The sequence below is a fragment of the Naumannella cuiyingiana genome (assembly GCF_013408305.1).
Taxonomy (GTDB): domain Bacteria; phylum Actinomycetota; class Actinomycetes; order Propionibacteriales; family Propionibacteriaceae; genus Naumannella; species Naumannella cuiyingiana.
Genome location: NZ_JACBZS010000001.1, coordinates 1,830,388 through 1,851,081, shown reverse-complemented (window position 1 = coordinate 1,851,081; position 20,694 = coordinate 1,830,388). Strand labels below are relative to the sequence as shown.

At 71.7% G+C, this 20,694-nt stretch carries 16 protein-coding genes; 9 read left to right on the top strand and 7 right to left on the bottom strand.

Features of this window, described 5'->3' with window-relative positions; translation table 11 throughout:
* Position 1: 1 nt before the first annotated feature.
* From GGQ54_RS08485 to GGQ54_RS08465, 5 genes are read left to right on the top strand one after another with little or no spacing between them, the layout of a single operon-like run.
* Positions 2–1,426, top strand: a complete 1,425-nt coding sequence (locus GGQ54_RS08485) for a cytosine permease (RefSeq protein ID WP_179444996.1) — start codon at positions 2–4, stop codon at positions 1,424–1,426.
* Positions 1,423–2,625, top strand: coding sequence for an allantoate amidohydrolase (locus tag GGQ54_RS08480; protein ID WP_179444995.1), 1,203 nt, complete (start codon positions 1,423–1,425; stop codon positions 2,623–2,625). The genes GGQ54_RS08485 and GGQ54_RS08480 overlap by 4 nt, the downstream gene beginning before the upstream one ends.
* Positions 2,622–3,794: a formimidoylglutamate deiminase gene (locus GGQ54_RS08475; protein ID WP_179444994.1), complete on the top strand. Its 1,173-nt coding sequence runs from the start codon at positions 2,622–2,624 to the stop codon at positions 3,792–3,794. The genes GGQ54_RS08480 and GGQ54_RS08475 overlap by 4 nt, the downstream gene beginning before the upstream one ends.
* Positions 3,791–4,924, top strand: coding sequence for an imidazolonepropionase (gene hutI / locus GGQ54_RS08470; RefSeq protein WP_179444993.1), 1,134 nt, complete (start codon positions 3,791–3,793; stop codon positions 4,922–4,924). The genes GGQ54_RS08475 and hutI overlap by 4 nt, the downstream gene beginning before the upstream one ends.
* A gap of 40 nt (positions 4,925–4,964) precedes the next feature.
* On the top strand, positions 4,965–5,732 hold the full coding sequence (locus tag GGQ54_RS08465; protein WP_179444992.1) for an SDR family oxidoreductase: 768 nt from the start codon (positions 4,965–4,967) through the stop codon (positions 5,730–5,732).
* 22 nt (positions 5,733–5,754) lie between these two features.
* On the opposite strand, the gene GGQ54_RS17620 is transcribed toward GGQ54_RS08465, so the two are convergent.
* From GGQ54_RS17620 to GGQ54_RS08440, 5 genes are all read right to left on the bottom strand, one after another.
* Positions 5,755–6,861, bottom strand: coding sequence for an alpha/beta hydrolase fold domain-containing protein (locus GGQ54_RS17620; RefSeq protein ID WP_179444991.1), 1,107 nt, complete (start codon positions 6,859–6,861; stop codon positions 5,755–5,757).
* Between the two features lie 10 nt (positions 6,862–6,871).
* Positions 6,872–7,645: a 3-oxoacyl-ACP reductase FabG gene (gene fabG, locus GGQ54_RS08455; protein ID WP_179444990.1), complete on the bottom strand. Its 774-nt coding sequence runs from the start codon at positions 7,643–7,645 to the stop codon at positions 6,872–6,874.
* Between the two features lie 122 nt (positions 7,646–7,767).
* Positions 7,768–9,333 carry a M20/M25/M40 family metallo-hydrolase gene (locus tag GGQ54_RS08450; protein WP_179444989.1) on the bottom strand — a complete coding sequence of 522 codons (1,566 nt, stop codon included), beginning with the start codon at positions 9,331–9,333 and terminating at the stop codon, positions 7,768–7,770.
* An 84-nt stretch (positions 9,334–9,417) separates the two neighbouring features.
* A complete protein-coding gene (locus GGQ54_RS08445) occupies positions 9,418–10,284 on the bottom strand; it encodes a M56 family metallopeptidase (RefSeq protein ID WP_179444988.1) in 867 nt (288 codons plus the stop codon).
* A 7-nt stretch (positions 10,285–10,291) separates the two neighbouring features.
* A complete protein-coding gene (locus tag GGQ54_RS08440; protein ID WP_343045898.1) occupies positions 10,292–10,693 on the bottom strand; it encodes a BlaI/MecI/CopY family transcriptional regulator in 402 nt (133 codons plus the stop codon).
* A 104-nt stretch (positions 10,694–10,797) separates the two neighbouring features.
* Here GGQ54_RS08440 and GGQ54_RS08435 point away from each other — a divergent pair, with 104 nt between their 5' ends.
* Genes GGQ54_RS08435 through GGQ54_RS08420 form a run of 4 tightly spaced genes read left to right on the top strand, consistent with a single transcriptional unit; the run spans position 10,798 to position 16,931 of the window.
* Positions 10,798–12,249 carry a cytochrome ubiquinol oxidase subunit I gene (locus tag GGQ54_RS08435; protein WP_179444987.1) on the top strand — a complete coding sequence of 484 codons (1,452 nt, stop codon included), beginning with the start codon at positions 10,798–10,800 and terminating at the stop codon, positions 12,247–12,249.
* A gap of 12 nt (positions 12,250–12,261) precedes the next feature.
* On the top strand, positions 12,262–13,293 hold the full coding sequence (gene cydB / locus GGQ54_RS08430; RefSeq protein WP_179444986.1) for a cytochrome d ubiquinol oxidase subunit II: 1,032 nt from the start codon (positions 12,262–12,264) through the stop codon (positions 13,291–13,293).
* A 10-nt stretch (positions 13,294–13,303) separates the two neighbouring features.
* Complete coding sequence (gene cydD, locus GGQ54_RS08425; protein WP_179444985.1) at positions 13,304–16,675, top strand: thiol reductant ABC exporter subunit CydD; 3,372 nt, start codon at positions 13,304–13,306, stop codon at positions 16,673–16,675.
* Positions 16,653–16,931 carry an HU family DNA-binding protein gene (locus tag GGQ54_RS08420; protein WP_179444984.1) on the top strand — a complete coding sequence of 93 codons (279 nt, stop codon included), beginning with the start codon at positions 16,653–16,655 and terminating at the stop codon, positions 16,929–16,931. Before cydD ends, GGQ54_RS08420 begins: the two co-directional genes overlap by 23 nt.
* A 194-nt stretch (positions 16,932–17,125) precedes the next feature.
* Here the strand turns inward: GGQ54_RS08420 and GGQ54_RS08415 are convergent, their stop codons facing one another.
* Together GGQ54_RS08415 and GGQ54_RS08410 are read right to left on the bottom strand one after the other, a co-directional pair.
* Positions 17,126–18,949, bottom strand: coding sequence for a hypothetical protein (locus tag GGQ54_RS08415; RefSeq protein WP_179444983.1), 1,824 nt, complete (start codon positions 18,947–18,949; stop codon positions 17,126–17,128).
* Positions 18,946–20,682 (bottom strand): outer membrane protein assembly factor BamB family protein, encoded by a 1,737-nt coding sequence (locus tag GGQ54_RS08410; RefSeq protein ID WP_246293224.1) that lies wholly within the window; start codon positions 20,680–20,682, stop codon positions 18,946–18,948. The genes GGQ54_RS08415 and GGQ54_RS08410 overlap by 4 nt, the downstream gene beginning before the upstream one ends.
* Between the last annotated feature and the right edge of the window lie 12 nt (positions 20,683–20,694).

Genomic DNA, 20,694 nt, shown 5'->3' with positions numbered 1-20,694 from the left:
AGTGAGCGATCAGGCAAGCACGGCGATCGTCGAGCGGCGCAGCATCGACGTCGTGCCGGATTCGGAGCGGCACGGCCACCCGTTCAGCCAGTTCACGCTGTGGTGCGGGGCGAACCTGCAGATCACCGCGATCGTCGACGGCGCGCTCGCGGTGGTGTTCGGCGCCGACCCCGCCTGGGCGATCGCCGGCCTGCTGGTCGGCAACCTGCTCGGCGGCGCGGTGATGGCCCTGCACTCAGCGCAGGGGCCGCGGCTCGGGCTGCCGCAGATGATCAGCTCCCGCGCGCAGTTCGGGGTGATCGGGGCGATCGTGCCGCTGGTCCTGGTGGTGATCATGTACCTGGGCTTTGCCGCCACCGGCACGGTGCTCACCGGCCAGGCGATCAACCTGATCATCGGGGTGTCGCAGCCCTGGATCGGCATCGTGATCTTCGGCGCGCTGACCGCGGTCGCGGCCATCGTCGGCTACCGCTGGATCCACCGCCTGGGTCGTGTCGCCACCGTGCTCGGCCTGCTCGGGCTGGCCTGGCTGGCGTACCAACTGCTCGGCACCCACAACGCAGCGGCCTACCTCGGCACCAAGCCGTTCGAGTGGTCGACGTTCCTGCTCGCCGTCGCGCTCGGCGCGGGCTGGCAGCTCACCTTCGGGCCCTATGTGGCCGACTACTCGCGCTACCTGCCCCGCGACACCTCGCCGCGGTCCACCTTCTGGTTCACCCTGGGCGGTTCGGTGATCGGCTCGATGATCTCGATGACCCTCGGCGCGTTGATCGCCGCGATCCCGGCCGCGGCCGGCGGCTCGGCGTTCACCAAGAACCAGGTCGGCTTCGTCGGCGAGATCGCCGGCGGCGGGCTGATCGCGCTGGCCATCTACCTGGTGATCGTCGTCGGCAAGCTGACCGTGAACACGCTGAACGCCTACGGCGGCGCGATGACGATGCTGACGACGGTCTCCGCGGTACGCCGTGAGGCCCGCATCTCGCCGGTGGCGCGCGCGGGCTACATCGTCGGCTTCATCGCCGTCTCGGTGATCATCGCGATCGGCGCGAGCAGCGACTTCATCAACCTGTTCAAGAACTTCGTGCTGGTGTTGTTGATGGTGTTCACGCCGTGGAGCGCGATCAACCTCGTCGACTACTACCTGGTCTCGCGCGAGCGGGTCGACATCCCGGCGCTGTACGACCCCGCCGGGCGGTACGGCGCGGTGAACTGGCCTGCGCTCGGTTGCTATCTGCTCGGCATCGTCGTGCAGATCCCGTTCCTGTCCCAGGCGCTCTACACCGGGCCGGTGGCCACGGCCCTCGGCGGCGCGGACATCTCCTGGATCGTCGGCCTGGTGATCACCGGCCTCGTCTACTGGCCGATCGCGCGCGCACAGCGCCGCTGGCCGGATGAGCTGATCCGGCCGGCCGAGGCGGAGCGATGAGCGATCCGGTCGCGGCATTCGATGCCGCCTGGGCCGACCTCGCGCCGATCGGGCGGGCCGGCACCGGCGGCTACCGGCGCTATGCGTGGACGCGGGAGGACCACACCCTGCGTGAATGGTTCGCCGGCGAGGCCGCGCGCCACGGGCTCGACCTCACCGAGGACCGCGCCGGGAACCAGTGGGCGTGGTGGGGCGACGCGACCCGCGGCGGCGCGCTGGCGATCGGCTCGCACCTGGACTCGGTGCCGGACGGTGGTGCGTTCGACGGCCCGCTCGGCGTGGTCAGCTCGCTCGCCGCCGTCGATGCGCTGCGCGCGGCCGGTCACACCCCGGACCGGCCCATCGCGGTGATCAACTTCGCCGACGAGGAGGGCGCCCGGTTCGGCATCGCCTGCGCGGGCTCGCGGATCCTCACCGGCCAGCTCGACGCCGACCGCGCACGGGGTCTGCGCGATGGCGACGGGATCACCCTTGCCGAGGCCTGGCGCACCGCGGGGCGCAACCCGGACGCGCTCGGCGCCGATCCCGACCTGCTCGGCCTGGTCGACCGGTTCGTCGAGTTGCACGTCGAACAGGGCAAGGGCCTGGTCGAGCACGGCGTACCGATCGGGATCGGCAGCGACATCTGGCCACACGGCCGATGGCGGCTCGAGTTCGTGGGCGAGGCGAATCACGCCGGCACCACCGCCCTCGCCGACCGGCACGACGCGATGCTCGGGTACGCCGAGACCGTGCTCGACGCCCGGCGAGTGGCGGCCGGGCACGGCGTGGTCGCGACCATGGGCAAGGTCCGGGTCGAGCCCAACGGCGTGAACGCCATCCCGTCCCGGGTCACCGGCTGGCTCGATGTCCGCGGCGCCGACGAGGCGGCGGTGACCGCCTGCGTCGCCGCGATCGCGGAGGCTGCCGCGCGCCGGGAGGCCACGCTCACCCGCGAGTCGTGGACGCCGACCACCCGGTTCGACACCGCGCTGACCGGCAAACTGGCCGACCTGCTCGACGCGCCGGTGCTCGGCACGGGCGCGGGGCACGACGCCGGGATCCTCGCCGCGCACGGGATCCCGACGTCGATGATCTTCGTTCGCAACCCGACCGGCGTCTCCCACTCGCCGGCCGAGCACGCCGAACGCGACGACTGCCTGGCCGGCGTCGAGGCGCTCGCCCGGGCCGTCGGCGCCCTGACCGGCGGCCCGCGATGATCACGTTCCCCGGTTTCGCCAATGCCCACAGCCACGCCTTCCACCGAGCCCTGCGGGGGCGTACCCATGACGCCGGCGGGACCTTCTGGAGCTGGCGGAAGCTGATGTACGCCGTCGCGGACCGGCTCGACCCGGACCGCTACTTCGCCCTGGCGCGCGCGACCTTCGCCGAGCTGGTGCTGGCCGGCTGGACGGGCGTCGGCGAGTTCCACTACCTCCATCACCGCCCGGGCGGGCGTCGCTATGCCGATCCGAATGCCATGGGTGCGGCGCTCGCGGCGGCGGCCGGCGAGGCGGGAATCCGGCTCACGCTGCTCGACACCTGCTATCTGGCCGGCGGCCTGGACTCGCACGGACACCTCGCGCTCGATGATCATCAGATGCGCTTCTCCGACGGCTCGGTCGATGCCTGGCTGGAGCGCGCGCTGGATCGGCCGGACTGGGGTGATCATGTCCGGCTGGGGGTGGCGATCCATTCGGTACGCGCGGTGCCCGAGGCCGCGCTGATCCGGATCGCCGAGACCCTGGCCGGCCGCGAGCTGCCAATCCATCTGCATCTGTCCGAACAGCCCGCGGAGAATGCCGCCTGCGTGGCGCGCTACGGGCGTACCCCCACCCGATTGCTCGCCGACTGCGGGCTGCTCGACTCGCGGCTGACCGCGGTACACGCCACCCACCTGACCGATGACGACATCGCGCTGCTCGGGCGGGCCGGCGCGACCGCCGCATTCTGCCCGACCACCGAACGCGATCTCGCCGACGGCATCGGGCCGGCCCGGCGGCTGGCCGACGCCGGCGCGGCGCTGGCGGTCGGTTCCGACCAGCACGCGATCGTCGACCCGTTCGAGGAGGTACGCGCGGTCGAGCTCGACGAGCGGCTGGCGTCGGGCCGGCGCGGCAACTTCTCCCCCGAAGCGCTGATCACCATCGGCACCACGAACGGCTGGCGCGCCCTGGGCTGGGATCCGGGAACAGTCGACGACCGGGTGATCATCGACGATGCCAGCCCGCGCACCGCCGGATCGGAGCCCGAACAGATGATCATGTCGGCGTCGGCGGCGGACGTGCGCGAGGTGGTCTGCCTCGGCGAGACGATCGTCGGGAACGGCGAGCACCGGCTCGGCGATATCGGCAAGCTGCTGCACGACGCGATCGGAGACCTACGATGAGCGCAACCCTGATCACGGGCATCACCGAGTTGATCACCAATGACCAGCCCGCGCCGGCCGACCCGGCGCTGATCGTCTCCGAGGGGATCGTGGCCTGGATCGGCCCGGCGGCCGACGCCCCGCCCGCCGATTCCAGGATCGACGCCGACGGGACGGTGCTTCCGGCCTTCGTGGATTCGCACAGCCATCTGGTCTTCGACGGCGACCGCTCCGCGGAGTTCGCCGCGCGGATGACGGGGAGACGCTATGACGGCGGCGGTATCGCGACGACGGTCGAGGCGACCCGCTCGGCCGATGACGACCGCCTGCGCGAGCTCGTCGCCGCCCGTGTCGCCGAGCTGCGGGCGCAGGGCACCGGGGTGATCGAGATCAAGTCCGGCTATGGCCTGAACACTCCCGACGAGGTCCGCGCGCTACGGATCGCCGCGGAGTTCACCACCGAGACGACGTTCCTCGGCGCGCACGTCGTCCCCGCGGAGTACGCCGGTGACCGCGCGGGCTATCTGGATCTGGTGCGCGGGCCGATGCTCGAGCGCGCCGCTCCCCATGCCCGCTGGATCGACGTGTTCTGCGAGCCGAACAGCCCGCACGCCTTCGACGGCGAGGAGTCCCGCGCGATCCTGACGGCCGGCCGGGACGCGGGGCTGGAGCTGCGCGTGCACGGCAACCAGCTCGGCCCGGGGCCCGGTGTCCGCCTCGCCGTCGAGCTGGGCGCCGCCAGCGTCGATCACTGCACCTTCCTCGACGACGCCGATGTCGATGCCCTGGCGGGATCGAGCACGGTCGCGACGCTGCTGCCGGGGGTGGAGTTCTCCACCCGCTCGCCCTATCCGGACGCGCGGCGCCTGCTGGATGCCGGGGTCACGATCGCCCTGGCGACCGACTGCAATCCGGGCACCTGCTATTCGACCTCGATGCCGTTCATGATCGCGATGGCGGTACGCGAGATGGGCCTCACGCCGACCGAGGCCCTGTGGGCCGCGACCCGCGGCGGCGCGCTCGCCCTGCGTCGTGACGACCTCGGCCGGATCCGGGTCGGCGACCCCGCGTACCTGACCGTGCTGGACGCGCCGAACCACCTGCACCTGGCCTATCGGCCCGGGGTGCCCCTGGCTCGACCTCTGCTCTGAGTTCCGACAGCCGGGCGACACCGCCTGCCACACTTTGTTCGTGGAACTGAACCAACGCGTGATCGTGGTGACGGGCGGCAATGCCGGGATCGGGGCCGGCATCGTCCGGGCCTGCGCGCGGCAGGGCGCGCGGATCGTGATCGGGGACAACCTGCTCGACGACACCACCGAGGGGCTGCTGGCCGAGGTCGACGAGCTCGGTGGCGAGGCCGTCGCCGTGCGCTGCGATGTCAGCCGTCGCGACGACCAGGAGAACCTGCTGGCCACCGCGATCGAGACCTGGCACCGACTCGACGGGTGGGTCTCCAATGCGGGCATCGCCGGACCCGGCACGTTGCTCGAGATGACCGACGATGATCTTGATCGCGTTCTTGCGGTGAATCTGCGCGGACCGGTGATCGGTGCCCAGCTCGCGGCTCGCCGATTCATCGAGCAGGGCGGCGGAGGCGTGATCATCACCACCTCGTCGGTGCACGAGGACTGGCCGATGCCGGACAACACCCCCTATTGCATCGCCAAGGGTGGCGTGCGCATGCTGACGCGCAATGCCGCACTCGAACTCGGTCCGCACGGCATCCGGATGATCAACGTCGCACCCGGCGCGATCCGGACTCGGCTGAACGAGCCGTGGCTGGCCGATCCCGGCAATGTCGAGCGTGCGAACGCGACCATTCCGCTCGGTCGCGTCGGCGAGCCCGACGAGATCGGCGAGCTGGTCGCGTTCCTGCTCAGCGATCGCGCGAGCTATCTGACCGCGACCACGGTCACCGCCGACGCCGGGCTGTCCCAGTACAACCACGAGGCGTGACGCTGTCGCCGCCGACGCGGCCTCACAAGGTGTTGAGCCAGCGCGCCAGGTCGGTGTGCAGGCGGCGGGACTCTGCGGGAGTGGACAGGGTGTGACTGCGGACATAGCTGCCCGCCAGCACCGGCACGCCCGCGCCGGCCAGCTCGGCGGCATAGGCCTCGCCGCCGACGACGGCCTCGTCGTACTCGCCGGTCGCGATCATGGTCGGCGGCGCGACCCGCGCCAGTCGCGGATCGATCAGGACCGGCGAGGCCAGCGGGGAGATGCCGACGAGTTCGCGCGCCTGCTCGGGGGTCGGCAACCCGAAGACTCCCTGCAACTGGTCCCATCGGGCCTCCCGCGCGGCGTCGTCGGCATTGTTGGCAGGGCCGAGGGTGGCGAGGTCCAGCGATGGCACGATCAGTGCCTGGCCGTCCACCCGACGCCCCTGATGGGCGGCCATCAGGGTGGCGACGGCGACCGTGTGGGCGCCGGAGGAGATGCCCAGCAGCGCGACGCGCGGGCCGAGATCGTCGCGCCCGGCCACCCGGTCGAGGGCCGCCAACACGTCGAACACCGGCAGCGGATAGGGATGTTCCGGCGCCAGTCGGACGTCGATGTCGAGGACCGCCCAGCCCGCGCCGGCGGCGATCGCCCGCGCCTGCTCCGCGCCGAGTCGTTCGCGCGCCCGGCCGTCGCCCATCCACCAGCCCCCGCCGTGCACCATGATCAGCGCGCCGTGCGGCTCCGCGGGCCGGAACAGCGTGGCGGCGATCGTGTCGCGTACCGCATCGGGATGGGGCACCACCGGATCGATGGGTGCCGCGACCGCGGCGGCCAACCCGTCGTCGGGCCAGCGAGCGTCGGTGGGTACGCCGAACTCCTCGCTCTCGACGATCACCTCGCCGCCGCCACCCGGATACAGCGGTCCACCGTGATCACCGGGCAGCCCGGCCAGCCGCGGGCCTAGTTGCTCCGCGGCACGCACGGCCGCGGCATTGGCCATCGCCCGCGCCCGGCGTACCTCTGCCAGCCAACGGGTACGCGGCCCCGGTGCCGCGGGCGCGGCAAGACGGGGCCGCTCCACCGTGGGCAGCCCGGCGTCGCCGGCGATGCCGACCGCCGCCAGGAATGCGGCCTGATCATCCACCGGGGTCGGTTCAGGCCTTCGGGCCGCCCGCGACGTAGACGACCTGGCCGCTGACGAAGCCGGCCTCGTCGCTGGCGAAGAAGGAGGCGAGGGCGGCGATGTCCTCGGGCTTGCCCGTGCGCTGCACCGGGATGCCCTTGGCCGCGGCGGCGACGTACTCGTCGTACGGTACGCCGACGCGCTCCGCCGTCTGCCTGGTCATATCGGTCTCGATCAGGCCCGGGGCAATGGCATTCGCGGTCACCCCGAACTTGCCCAGCTCGAAGGCCAGAGTCTTGGTGAAGCCCTGCATACCCGCCTTGGCGGCCGCATAGTTGACCTGACCGCGGTTGCCCAGCGCCGAGGTCGACGACAGGTTGATCACCCGGCCGAACTTGTTGTCCACCATGTACTTCTGCGCCGCCCGCGTGGTCAGGAACGCTCCGCGCAGGTGCACATTCATCACCGTGTCCCAGTCGTCGACGGACATCTTGAAGATCAGATTGTCGCGAAGCAGACCAGCGTTGTTGACCACGATCACGGGCGGCCCGAGCTCTTCTGCGACCTTGGTCACCGCGTCGCCGACCTGCTGCTCGTCGGACACGTCGACGCCCAGAGCGAGCGCCTTCCCGCCGGCGGCCTCGATCTCGGCGACGGTCTGCGCTGCGGCCTCGGTCTCCAGATCGAAGATCGCTACGGCGTTTCCGTCGGCGGCCAGGCGCTTGGCCACGCCTGCGCCGATGCCACGGGCGCCGCCGGTGACGATGGCGACCTTGGGATGTTGTGCTGATGCGTCATTGCTCATGTCCCCGGAGCATATAGCGAACGCTCAGTCTTCGGCGGCGAGCGTTCCATGGTCCGAAATGATCACGGAACCAGCGCCTGCTCGGGCTCGATGCGGCGCGGACGCGACGACCTTCGGGCTGATCAGGTACGCCGGCGCAGCAGCATCGCCCCGGCCAGCAGCGCGGCCACGCCGAGCGCGGCGGCGCCCAGGGCGGGGCCGCCGGTGGAGGCGAGGGGTACGCCGGGCGGGCGCGGGCGCGGCGCCGGAGCGGCCGTGGTTTGGCTCGGCACGGCGGTCGGGCTGGCGGTCGCGGTCGGCTCCGCCGAGGCCGTCGGAGCGGTCGTGTCGTCGCCGCCCGGCGGGGAACTCGGGCTGGTCGGGCTGCTCGGCGCGGTGCTCGACGGCGAACCGGTCGGCGACGGCGCCGGCACCGACTCTACCTCGAGGTCCAGCTCGATCGGGGCAAGCGGGTCCTGGGCGATGGTGACCGTGGTGGCTCCGGCCGGGGCGTCGTCGGGGACCGTCGCCCGCGCATCGAGGGCCCCATCCTCGCCGGCACGGACCGTGGCCACCTGCTGATCGCCGATCGTGATCTCGATCGGCTCGCCCGGCACGAAGCCGCTGCCGCTGATGGTGATCTCGGCGCCGGGCCGGGCCGCGCTCGGGTCGAGCTTCGCCGCCGGTGGCGCGACCCCGTTGATCGGCTCGCTGGACAGCCCGAGCGATGCGGCGGCGTAGGCCATCACGCCGGCATTGATTCCCACGCCTTCCAGGCTGACGTTGGCGAGGTCGTCACCGGCGCTGTGATAGTTCGGGTCGGGGAACTCGCCGGCGGTCCCGCCGAACTTCGCCGCCTCCTCCTCCGTCTTCGGGGCCTCCCTGCCGCCGGTGTAGAGGCCGCCGATGGGCACGCCCGCGTCGTGGAAGGCGTTGTAGTCGGTGCAGCACATCTCGCTCGGCTGCCACGGCTGGCCGATGGCGTCGAAATAGCCCGACTGGACGTCCATCGCCTGTGCCGATCCGTCGGCCAGGGGCTTGTCGTTGTAGGTCTCGGCCTTGCCGTTCTCGACGCCGATCAGGTAGTTCGGCGAGCCGATCATGTCGTAGTTGTAGTAGACGACGAGTTGATCGACCTCGTCCTCGGAAAGCTCGCCGACATAGTGGCGCGAGCCCTCCAGGCCGGTTTCCTCGGCGCCCCAGAAGGCGAATCGGACCTGGTTGTTCAGCGCGCCGAAGTCGGCCAGCTCGGTCGCCACCTGCAGCAGGGCCGCCGTGCCCGAGGCGTTGTCGTTCATCCCGGCGCCTGCCTCGACGCCGTCCCAGTGGGCGCCGAGCATGATCACATTGTCGGTACGCCCGGTCGGCGTCTCGGCGATCAGGTTCACCGACTCGTGTCCGGCGCGGGTGGTAAAGGTCTGGCGTTGCACGTCGTAGCCGGCCTCGGCCAGCCTGGTCGCGAGGTACTCCACGGTGGCGTCGCCGCCCGGCGTACCGTCCGCGCGATTGCCGCCGTTCTCGTCGGCGATCCTCTGCAGTGCGGCGAGATCGGCCGCGATCGCGTCGCGGTCGAGGTTCTCGGCGAAGGCCATCGGGTCCGGCGGCGCGGCGGCGGCACGGGGGGTCGCGGTGAGCGCCCCGGCCAGGCCGAGCAGCAGGATGGCGAGGGCTGCGGCCAGCCGGTGCCGCCCGGGTGTCGTTGCGTGCATCACGGATACTCCTGAGGACCGTTCGCGGTGCCCGCAGCCTAGAGCCTGGCACGCGCCCTGTCTGCCCTTTCTCCGCCGCCCGGTTCAGGATCCGATCGCGAGGATCACCGCGGGCAGCGCGACCAGCCCGGCGGCCAGGGCGTAGACGCCGGCCGCGAGCACCGGGTGGGCGTGATCGTGTCGGAGCCGGCGTACCCGCCGCAGCACCTGGCCACCGGCGCCGAGCGCGTGCCGGGGCACCGGCGAGCCCGCCATGCTGACCAGGGCCCGCGCCAGGCTCTCCGGGCCGACCCGGCGGCGGGCGGCGTCGTCGGCGAGCATCTCGACGAGCTCGCGGCACTCGGTGAGCGCGATGTCGCTGCGTACCGCATGCGGGAACGCCCGGTGCAGCGCGGTGAAGAAGTCCAGCACCACATCGTGCCGCGCGCGCAGGTGGGCCCGCTCGTGGGCGAGCACCGCGGCCACCTCGTCCGGCGCCAGGGTGTCCAGGGTGCCCTGGCTGAGCACGACGCGGGCATCGCGCAGGCCGGGCAGGCAGTACGCCATCGGCGCGGCCTCGGCGAGCACCCGCAGGCCGCGCTCGCGCGATGCCCGGGCCACGATGTCGACCGCGGCGCGGTGGCGGGCCCGCCGGTGACCGGTCTCCCGGGCCACCGCGACCACCGACCACACCAACCGCACCACCACGCTGCCGGCGAACAGTGCCGCCAGCGCCATCGCCGCGACCCAGACCCGCTCGGCCGGCCGGTGCTGCCACAGGTCCAGCCCGACCCGCACGCCGGCGCCGACGGCGGCGACCAGCGCCGCGACGGTGCCCGCCTGCCACAACACGATCGCCGCGCGGGGTACGCGATCCAGAAAGGCCCAGTGGCGGACCCAGGCGGGCCCCGGCAGGACCAGGATCAGCGCCAACACCGCGAGCAACGGCCCGACCAGGATCTCGGGTCGCATGCCGGGCTCAGCGCTTGGTTCGTGGTTTGTCGCCGGCGGCCTCGACCGCGGCCAGCGCCTCGCGCAGCAGCGCGGCCTCCTCGGGCGTGACCCGGTCGGCGAAGGCGACCAGTGCGGCGCTGCGCTCGCCCGCGTCCACCCCGAGCGCGGTGTCCATGATCTCGGCGGCCAGGGCGTCGCGGCCCTGGGCCGGCTGGTAGCGCCAGGCGCGGCCGTCGCGCTCGCGTACCACCAGTTCCTTCTTGGCCAGCCGATCCAGCACGGTCATCACGGTCGTGTAGGCGATCTCGCGGCGCTCGGCGAGGGCGGTGTAGACATCGCGGACGGTCTGCGAGCCGCCGGCGCCCCACAGGTGATCCATGATCACGCGCTCGAGATCGCCGAGTCGCGCCTGCCGCCGCTTGCTCACCTGTCCGCCTGCCTGCTCATCACCGTGCAGCCTAACCGAATTCCTACTATCGGCCCTAGTACTACCACCTGGACTAGTACGACGCTCCGTAGTATGTTGCCGGCATGGACGCCGTATCCCTGGCGAGGTGGCAGTTTGCGATCACGACCGTCTACCACTTCTTCTTCGTTCCGCTGACGATCGGACTGAGCGGCCTGGTGGCCGTCATGCAGACGATCTGGCTGCGCACCGACAACGACCGGTGGCTGCAGTTGACCAAGTTCTTCGGCCGGCTGATGTTGATCAACTTCGCGATGGGCGTGGTCACCGGCATCGTCCAGGAGTTCCAGTTCGGGATGAACTGGAGCGAGTACTCCCGCTTCGTCGGCGACATCTTCGGCGCGCCGCTCGCGCTCGAGGGTCTGGTCGCCTTCTTCATGGAGTCGACCTTCCTCGGCCTGTGGATCTTCGGCTGGGACCGGCTGCCGCGCAAGGTGCACCTGGCCTGCATCTGGCTGGTGGCGATCGGCACCATCGCCTCGGCGTACTTCATCCTCGCCGCGAACTCGTTCATGCAGAACCCGGTCGGCTTCACCTACAACGCCGAACGCGGCCGCGCCGAACTGACCGACATCGGCGCCGTGCTGACCAATGAGGTCACCCTGGTCACCTTCCCGCACCAGATCTTCGCCTGCTACATGGTGGCCGGCGCCTTCGTCGCGGCGGTGGCCGGCTACTGGGTTCTGCGCCGCTCCCGCGAGCTGCGGGCCTCCGGGAATGATCAGGAACCGCCCGACCGCACCCTGCGTACCTTCGTCAACGCGTTGCGGCTCGGCGCGGCCACCTTGTTGATCTCCGGCATCGGCGTGCTGATCAGCGGCGACTTCCAGGCCAAGGTGATGACCCACGTCCAGCCGATGAAGATGGCGGCGGCCGAGGCGCTCTACAACACCGCGCAGCCGGCATCGTTCTCGATCTTCACGATCGGCTCGCTCGACGGCAGCCAGGAGCTGTGGTCGCTGCGCGTGCCCTACCTGCTGAGCTTCCTGTCCACCGGCTCGTTCACCGCGCCGGTGGAGGGGATCAACCAGTTGCAGGCCGCCTACGAGGCCACCTGGGGCCCGGGCACCTACTCGCCGAACATCCCGCTCGCCTACTGGAGCTTCCGGCTGATGATCGGCCTCGGGCTGGCGGCCATGGTGATCGGCGCGGCGATGTTGTGGTTCACCCGCAAGGGCGATGTGCCGCGCTGGCTGCTGCGGCTGCCCCGGTTCGGCACGCTGGTGCTGGTCGTCCTGCCGCTGCTGCCACTGTTCGCCAACTCGTTCGGCTGGATCTTCACCGAGACCGGCCGACAACCGTGGCTGGTCTTCGGGCTGATGCCGACCGCGACCGGGGTCTCGCCGTCGACCACGGTGATCGACGTTGCCATCTCGTTGACCGCGTTCACGTTGATCTACGGGATTCTCGCGGTGATCGAGGTACGCCTGATGCTGCGCTACATCGGCAAGGGACTGCAGGAGGAGCAGCAGCCCGAGATCGCCGACGACGACCAGCCGCTCTCCTTCGCCTACTGACCGGGGATCGCCATGGAACTCAATGTCATCTGGTTCGGCATCATCGCCACCTTGTGGATCGGCTATCTCGTCCTGGAGGGCTTCGACTTCGGGGTCGGGATGCTGCTCGCCAAACTGGCCCGCAACCGGACCGAGCGGCGGGTGATGATCAACACCATCGGACCGGTCTGGGACGGTAACGAGGTCTGGCTGCTGGTTGCCGGAGGGGCGACCTTCGCGGCCTTCCCCGACTGGTACGCCACGATGTTCAGCGGCTTCTACCTGCCGCTGCTGGTGATCCTGCTCGCGCTGATCATCCGCGGCGTCGCCTTCGAGTACCGGCACAAGCGCGATGACCCGCGCTGGCAGGCGAACTGGGAACGCTGCATCATCATCGGCTCCTTCGTGCCCAGCGTGTTGTGGGGCGTGGCCTTCGCCAACCTGCTGCAGGGCGTACCGATCGATGCGGAGAAGAACTTCGTCGGCTCGCTGGCCTCGCTCATCTCGCCCTACACCCTGCTCGGCGGGCTGTTGACCTGCGGGGTGTTCCTCACCCACGGAGCGATCTTCACCGCACTGAAGACGCTGGGTGATCTTCGCCTGCGGGCTCGCCGGTACGCCGTGCGGATCGGGCTGGCGACGGCGGTCGTCGCCGTTGCCTTCATCGCCTGGACCGCGCTGGCGTACTCCCACACCATGCTGACCTGGGTCTTCGGCGGCGTGACGGCGATCGCCTTCCTGGCAGGGCTGGCCGCGATCGCGGCGGGCCGCGAGGGCTGGGCTTTCCTCGGCACCGCGGTCGCGATCCTCGCCTTCACCTGCATGGTCTTCGCGACGCTCTTCCCGAATGTGATGGTCTCCTCGCTGAACCCCGCCTGGAACCTCACCATCGCGAACTCGTCGTCGACGCCGTACACGCTGCAGATCATGACCATCGCCGCGGTGATCTTCACCCCGATCGTGATCGGCTACCAGGCCTGGACCTATTGGGTCTTCCGGCGGCGCCTCGGCACCCAGCACATGCCCGAGGCGGCGGTAGGCTCCGACGAGCCCGCTGCCAACTGAGGAGGGCCCGATGGCCAAAGGCCCGGTTGACCCGCGCCTGCTCCGGCGCAGCCGACCCACTCGCCGGTTCGTCGGTGCGCTGATCGTCCTCGGGTTGGCCCAGGCCGTGGTCCTGATCGGTCAGGCCTGGCTGCTGGCGGTCTCTGTCTCCGGGATGGTCGCCGGCCGGCCGTGGCCCGAGTTCGTCCCCCAGCTCGCCGGCGTCGCCGCGGGCTTCGCGGTGCGGGCCGCCCTGTCGGCCGGGCAGCAGTGGGCGGGTCAGCGGGCCGCGGCCGCGGTGAAGTCGCGGCTGCGGGCCGATCTGCTCCGGGCCCGGCTGGACCGGCCGTTCGCCGCCGACACCTCCGGCGGCCGGCTGGTCACCCTGGTCACCGAAGGGGTCGAGGCGCTCGACGGGTGGTACTCGGGATATCTGCCGCAGCTCGTCCTGGCCGCGATCGTGCCCCTCACCCTGCTGGTGGCGATCGCCACCGCCGACCCGACCTCGGCGGTGATCATCGCCGTCACACTGCCGCTGATCCCGATCTTCATGGTGCTGATCGGGCTCGCGACCAGGGACCGGATGGATGCGCGCTGGCGCTCGAATGCCCGGCTCGGCCATCACTTCGCCGACCTGCTCGCCGGGCTGCCGACCCTGCAGGTCTTCGGCCGCGCGCGCAGCCAGTTGGCCGGGCTGCGCCGGGTCGAGGAGCGCCACCGCGGCGCCACCCTGCAGGTGCTGCGGGTCGCGTTCTTGTCGGCGCTGGTGCTGGAGGTGCTGGCGACGTTGTCCGTGGCGTTGGTGGCGGTCAGCATCGGGCTGCGGGTGGTGACCGGGGAGTTCACCTTGTTGCTCGGCCTGTTCGCGCTGGTGCTGGCACCGGAGGTGTATCTGCCGCTGCGCCAGGTCGGCGCCCGCTACCACGATGCGGCCGACGGGATGGCCGCCGCGGAGGATGCCTTCGCGCTGATCGACGCTGAGTCGCGTGCGCCCGGCGGCACCCGGGTCGATCTGCGCGAGGCGGCGATCGAGTTCGACGAGGCGGCGCTCGCCCCGGCCGCCGGGGCGCCGGCGGCCCAGCGCGAGCTGTCCTTCGTGATCGGCCCGGGCGAGGTGGTGGCGGTGGCCGGTCCGAGCGGGGCGGGCAAGACCACGCTGCTGCGGGCCCTGCTCGGCCACGGGAATGTGGTCGCCGGCCGGGTCCTGATCGGCGGCGTACCCATTGCCGATCTTGATCGCGAACACCTGCTCGGCCAGGTCGCCTGGGTGGAACAAGATCCTCGACTGCTGCCCGGGACGATCGCCGAGAATGTGGCGCTCGGGGCGCCGGGCGCGCCACCCGGGCGGGTGATCGCGGCGCTGCGGCGCGCGGGCGCAGACGCTCTGGCGCCCGAACGAGAGCTCGGGGTCGACGGCGGGGGCCTGTCCGCCGGGGAGGTACGCCGGATCGCGCTCGCCCGGGCCCTGCTCCGGATCGAGTGCGGCGGCGCCCAGGTCCTGCTGCTCGACGAGCCCACCGCCGGGCTGGACCGGGCAACCGAGGCCCGGGTGGTCCGCGGCCTGGCCGATCTTGGTGTCACGGTGATCGTGATCAGCCACCGCACCGCCGCCCTGGACCTCGCCGGGCAGGTGATCTCGCTCCCGCCGAGCCCGGTCGCCACGACGCCACCGGTCGAGGACCCGGCCGGCGAGGCGAGCCCGCGGGACGATGATGCGCGGGCGGGCGAGCCGAGGACCGCTCCCGTCACATCCGGTGGCGACGGGCTGGTCTCCCGGCTCTGGATCCGAGGCGGCTGGCGCCGGCGGGCGCTGTGGTCCGGGACGCTGCTGCTCGGGGCCGCGGCGGCCGGCTGCGCCGTCGCGCTGCTCGGCACCTCCGGTTGGCTGCTGGCCAAGGCCTCCGAACAGCCGCCCGTCCTGCACCTGATGGTGGCCGTGGTGGCGGTGCGCTTCTTCGGCCTCGGCCGCGGGGTGTTTCGCTATGCGGAACGCTTGGCCGGTCACGATCTCGGATTGCGAGACCAGTCGGCGTTGCGCCTGCGTACCTTCGCCGCCCTCGCCGACTCCCCCGCGGCCGCCCGCCGACACGGCGAGCTCGTCGACCGCCTGGTCGGCGACGTCGCGGCCGCCCAGGACCTCGTGCTGCGCGCCCGGCTGCCCCTGCTCGCCCACGCGGTGGTGAGCGTCGCCGTGGTCGCCTTCCTGGCCCGCTGGTCGCTGCCTGTTGCCGCGCTGTTCGCGGGGTACGCCGTCCTCGCCGGCTGGATCTGGCCCCGGGTCGGCGCCCTGATCTCCACCCGCGCCGACCGCCGGCTCGGGACGCTGCGCGGCGCGCTGGCCGAACAGGCCTTCCTGATCCATCGGCACGCTCCGCTGCTGCACACGCACGGGGCCGGTGCCCGTCAGCTCGCCCGGCTGGCCGATGCCGACGCGGCCCTGGTCGCCGGCGAGCGGCGGGCGGCCACCGCACGCGCGCTCGCCGCGGCGGGACAGTTGCTCGTCCTCGCGGCGGCCTGGCCGTTGATGATCATCGCCGCGCAACAGGCCGCTGCCAGCGGCGCCTGGACAACGATCATGATCGCCACGGTCGCGCTCCTCCCGCTGGCGCTGCACGAGTTGTACGCCCAGCACACGGCCGCCATGCAGGCCGGAATCCGTTCCACAGCGGCGATCGCGCGGGTTGAGCAGACGATCGAGCAGGCCGCCGAGCTGCCCTACCCGCCGCCACCGGAGCCGCTGGGAGAGCCGGGAATCGCCGCCGATCAGCTCGTCCTGCAGCGCGGATCGCTGCCGCCGGTCGATCTTCGCGTGCGGCCCGGGGACCGGATGGTGATCGCCGGTCCCTCCGGCGTCGGCAAGTCCACCCTGTTGGCCACGCTGCTGGGCCAGTTGCCCGTCGGGTCGGGCCGGATCGCCACCGGCGGGCTGGTCGGCTGCCTGGGCCAGGATGCGCACATCTTCGACACCACCGTCGCCGAGAACGTCCGGCTGGGCGACCCCGGAGCCGACGAGGTCGCCGTGCACGCCGCTCTGGTCGCCGCCGGGCTGCCCGGACTGCCTCCGGACCGCCGGGTGGGCGAGCACGGGAGTTCGGTGTCCGGCGGCGAGGGGCGACGGCTGGCGCTCGCCCGGGTGCTCGCGCAGCGCCCGGACGTGTTGCTGCTGGACGAGCCCACCGAGCACCTGGACAGCCCGACCGCGCGTGCCCTGCTCGCCGACATCGACGCCGCCCTGCCGGACGCCGCGATTCTCGTCGTCAGTCATCAGCCCGACCTGATCCGCGACACGTGGGGGCCCCGTACGCGCGTCGCCGACGTGACAGGCGGCCCGGTGGGGATAAAGTGTCAGCCGACCGACTTCCAATCAGCAAAGGAATCTCATGACCAAGAAGGAACTCGTTGACGCGATCGCCAAGGAAGCGGACCTGACCCAGGCCGACGCCGACAAAGCCCTGGGGGCCGTCGTGTCCGCCATCTCGGGCGCGCTGGCCAAGGGTGACAAGGTTGCCGTGCCGGGCTTCGGTACCTTCGAGGTCCGCGAGCGCTCCGCGCGCTCCGGTCGCAACCCGCAGACCGGCGAGACCATCCAGATCGCCGCCTCCAAGGCTCCGGCGTTCAAGCCGGCCACCCAGCTTAAGAGCGCCGTCTCCGGCAAGTGATCTTGCGCTGATCAAGTATCCGGCGCGCCCGTCACCGATCCGGTGGCGGGCGCGTCTGTGCTCCCGGGCGCCCCTCATCCACCCGCGGCCCGTCCCGCACTCGCGATGATCAACGCCGCGCCCGCCGACTCAGCCCGCGGATGAGAACCCCACCCACCAAACGCGAACCCAACCGGCACCCGCGAACGTGACAGTCAGCGATTGATCACCGAGACGTCGGTCATGCGTTCGGCCTCCGGGTCGACCTCGCGGCCGCCGGCAAGGGTGATCAACAACCCGGCCACCACGGCGACGGCCGCCACACTGCCGACGAGCTGGCTGCCGGCGCCGGTGAACACCTCCAGGTCGATCGCCGATTCGGAGTACCGGCTGATCGCGATCATCAGCAGCGCGAGGCTCGCGAACAGCGCGTTCGCGGCGAACAACAGCACCCGTGCGGCGCGAGGGAAACCGGGTGAGTCGACGTGGGTGAAGTCAGCATCGGTCAGCACGCGCCACAACAGACCGAACAGCACCGCGGCGATGCCGCTGGCCCCGAGCAGCCAGGCCACCGGATCGGCGATCTGGTCGCGATAGGGCAGCACCAGACAGAACGCAAGACCCGCCAGCAGCCCGAACCGCCGGGTCGGCCCGAGCTGCCGGCGGACCGCCCAGCTCAGCGCGGCGAGCACCAGGATCAGCACACAGCCGGCCAGCAACACCGGCTCCAGCAGGGGCAGATCCAGCCACGCGCCGAGCATCAGCAACGACCAGCCGACCAGCCCCACCCAGACGAGCGCCGAAACCAGGTTGCCCCGCCGGGCGTACCAGATCGCCAGCACCGCTGCCGGCAGCGCGAGGAACGCCCGGATCGGCTCCATCTCCAGACCCGAGATCCGGTCGCCCAGCGCGTTCAGCGGATCGCCCAGGCCGGTGCCCGACACACCGTTCAACGAGATACCCAGCGCCAGCAGTACGGTCTTGACCAGGACGGGCAGGGTGACCACCGTCCCGACCGGGAGGGCCAGCACCGCGGCGCTCCCGAGGATCCGCAGCGGAGTGGGGTCGAGACCGCGACCGGGTGCCCGCCGGACGAAAAGCACCACCAGCGCGGTCAGGGCGATCAGCGCGGCGAGCACCGCGAGATTGCCGGGCAGCACACCCGGCAACGCGGCCGGCGGGTACCGATTGACGAACGACGCCACACACGCCGCGACCAAGGCCGCGAAGATCAGCCACCACAGCACGGGAACCCGTCGACGCTGCGAACCGAACCGCGCGCGGGCCAGGTGGCCGGCACCGATCCGACCGGTCTCCCCGCGCAACTCCGAGACCGACCAGATTGCGGCACTGCCGACCAGCTCGACGAAGGCGCTGCCGGCCGCGAAGGCCGCCGGGATGGCCAGCGGGATCAACCCCAGCAACACCACGGTGGTCACCGAACCCGTGACATCGGAGCCGAGCGCGCTGCCAGCGATGGAGATCAGCGCCACCGGCAGGGTGAAGACCAACACCACGATCGCCAGGATCAGCACGAACTCCAACCAGTGGAAGCTCTCTCGCCAGCGGACCAGGATGATCAACAACAAGAAGAGCAACGGGACCAGGATGACCAGCCGCAGCGAACCGAGCACCGCCATGAACCCGCCCGCGGGGAGCAGGGCAATCGCGGTGGCCACGAACAGCCCGGGGATCCGGACGGCGGGATGGACGTGCAAAAGCCCGGTCAGCAGCAGGGCGAGACACAGCGTCAGGATCATGATCACTACGGGTCCGGCGACCCGCGGATAGGTCATCAGGTCACCGGCCAGCACCAGCTCGGTCGACGAACGCATCGGCCCCGAGACCAAGATCATCGCAATGGCGATCAGATAGCAGACAGCCGTACCGATCATGATCGCGCGAAGGCCGGGCGGCCAGCCGCTGGGCCTGGGGCTGCCCCGGCGTACCGGAACCACGAAGACCTCACGGACGAAGCCGCGCACCCCGCCGGCCAGCCGACCGGTGCGGGTGTCGGGATTGATCAGCCGGCCGCTCACGGCGCCAGTTCCTTGGCAGCGCGCTGGATGATCAGATACGGGCTGGGCCCCGCGATCAGGGTCGGCGCCGCCAGCTCGGGCCAGGCGACCAGCTCGCTGCCGTCGGCGATCAGCCTGGTTCCCCCTGGCGCACCGACGAGGACCCGGCCGTCGGCATCCATTGCCAGCGCGGACGCGGCGGACACCGGCGCCCGCCAGCGCTCGGCGCCGTCGGACGCCGCGACCGCGGTCACCAGCTCGTCCCCGGCGACCACCACGATGCCGGCTGCCGCCGCACCGGCTCGCGGGTAGCCCGGCAGCGACCAGACCTCGTTGCCGGTGATCGGATCCAATGCCGAGACGCCGGCCCGGTTGGCGACCAGCACCCGATCGCCCGCCCCGATCAGCCAGAACGGGTTGTCATCGCCGAGTTCGATGCGCCAGCGCGGCGTACCGTCGGCCAGCGCGAAACCCTCCATCCGATCCTCGGCGGCGACCGCGACCACGCCGTCGGCGACCGCCATCCGCACCGCGTCCGGGGTCTCGGTGCGCCACAGCTCCCGGCCGGTGGCCCGGTCGAGCGCGCTGGTCGACCCGTCGAGCGTGGTCACGACGATCGCGCTGCCGACTTGCTGCGGCGCGTCCGCGGGCAGATCCGGGAGCTCGGCCACCCACAACGGGCGGCCGAAGCCGTCGACCGCCCACAGCCGGCGCTGCAGGGTGGCCGCAACCGCGAACCCGCCCGCCGGCACCAGAGACACCACCTGCCCGATGCCCAGCCAGCCCGCCGTGGACCAGCCCTCGCCGCTGCGGCGGCGGACCGTCAGGCCCGGCGTGTCGACGGTGGCCACGGCCACGGCTTCGGGACCGATCGGGGCCAGCTCGTCCACGGTGCCCTCGATCACGTCGCGCGGGCGGTTCAGCCGGGGCCAGACCTCCGGACCGGGCAGCGAAGGCATCGACAGGTCGGGACGCGGCGCGGCGCGCAGCGGGCCGCCGCCGGCATCGAGTTCCACCCGGCCGCGGCCGGCGCACCAGCCCTCGGTCACGATCGGCCATGGCATCGCGCCGGTCAGCAGGTCGCCGGTCGTGCGTACCCGCAGGCAGCCCTGCCCGAGTTCGGGCGCCGGTTCGGCGATGCGTTCCAGGCGGTACGCCCCGATCGGGCGCTCGCCGCTGTAGACATCGCCGGCCGTCACCCAGGCCGAACCCGCGACCACATCCGCGGGCAGTTCGAGCACCCCGGGTTCGAACCGGAAGCTACCGTCGCCGGCGACGTCGGGGCCGCGCGATCGGCGCAGCGCGCCGAGGCGCAGACCGTCGTCGGTGGTCCGTGCCATCAGCCGCAGGCCGAGCGTCCGGTCCGGCTCGCCCGGCACCTGCTCGTCGATGCTCGTGGTGACCGTCCAGGAGACCATCGACTCGAAACCCGTCGTGTCCTTGAACTCCGGCGGCCCCAGGGCGCCCGGCGCCGAGCTGGTGCGTACCTGCGTCTGCACGCTCACCGGATGCGGGCCGCCGGCGAGCCAGGTCAGCGACTCCCCCTCGGGCAGGTACGCCTCGGCGTCGCCGCCCGTGTTGAGCACCGGGAGGCGGATGATCGACGTCGCCGAGATGGCGGCCGCGACCACCAGCGACAACACCACCAGCACCGCCCCGGCGCGCGAGCGGCGCCGCGCCGGCGGGCCGACCGGCGGCGCGAACGGCGGTGGAGGTGGCAGCGCCGGCCCGGGTCGCGCACCCCCACTCGTCATCACGCGGACACC

Coding starts and splice junctions, on each gene's coding strand:
- GGQ54_RS08420 (WP_179444984.1), top strand. CDS start 16,653: ATGACCAAGAAGGAACTCGTTGACGCGATCGCCAAGGAAGCGGACCTG.
- GGQ54_RS08410 (WP_246293224.1), bottom strand. CDS start 20,682: ATGACGAGTGGGGGTGCGCGACCCGGGCCGGCGCTGCCACCTCCACCG.
- GGQ54_RS08480 (WP_179444995.1), top strand. CDS start 1,423: ATGAGCGATCCGGTCGCGGCATTCGATGCCGCCTGGGCCGACCTCGCG.
- fabG (WP_179444990.1), bottom strand. CDS start 7,645: ATGAGCAATGACGCATCAGCACAACATCCCAAGGTCGCCATCGTCACC.
- GGQ54_RS08450 (WP_179444989.1), bottom strand. CDS start 9,333: ATGCACGCAACGACACCCGGGCGGCACCGGCTGGCCGCAGCCCTCGCC.
- GGQ54_RS08445 (WP_179444988.1), bottom strand. CDS start 10,284: ATGCGACCCGAGATCCTGGTCGGGCCGTTGCTCGCGGTGTTGGCGCTG.
- hutI (WP_179444993.1), top strand. CDS start 3,791: ATGAGCGCAACCCTGATCACGGGCATCACCGAGTTGATCACCAATGAC.
- GGQ54_RS08475 (WP_179444994.1), top strand. CDS start 2,622: ATGATCACGTTCCCCGGTTTCGCCAATGCCCACAGCCACGCCTTCCAC.
- cydD (WP_179444985.1), top strand. CDS start 13,304: ATGGCCAAAGGCCCGGTTGACCCGCGCCTGCTCCGGCGCAGCCGACCC.
- GGQ54_RS08435 (WP_179444987.1), top strand. CDS start 10,798: ATGGACGCCGTATCCCTGGCGAGGTGGCAGTTTGCGATCACGACCGTC.
- cydB (WP_179444986.1), top strand. CDS start 12,262: ATGGAACTCAATGTCATCTGGTTCGGCATCATCGCCACCTTGTGGATC.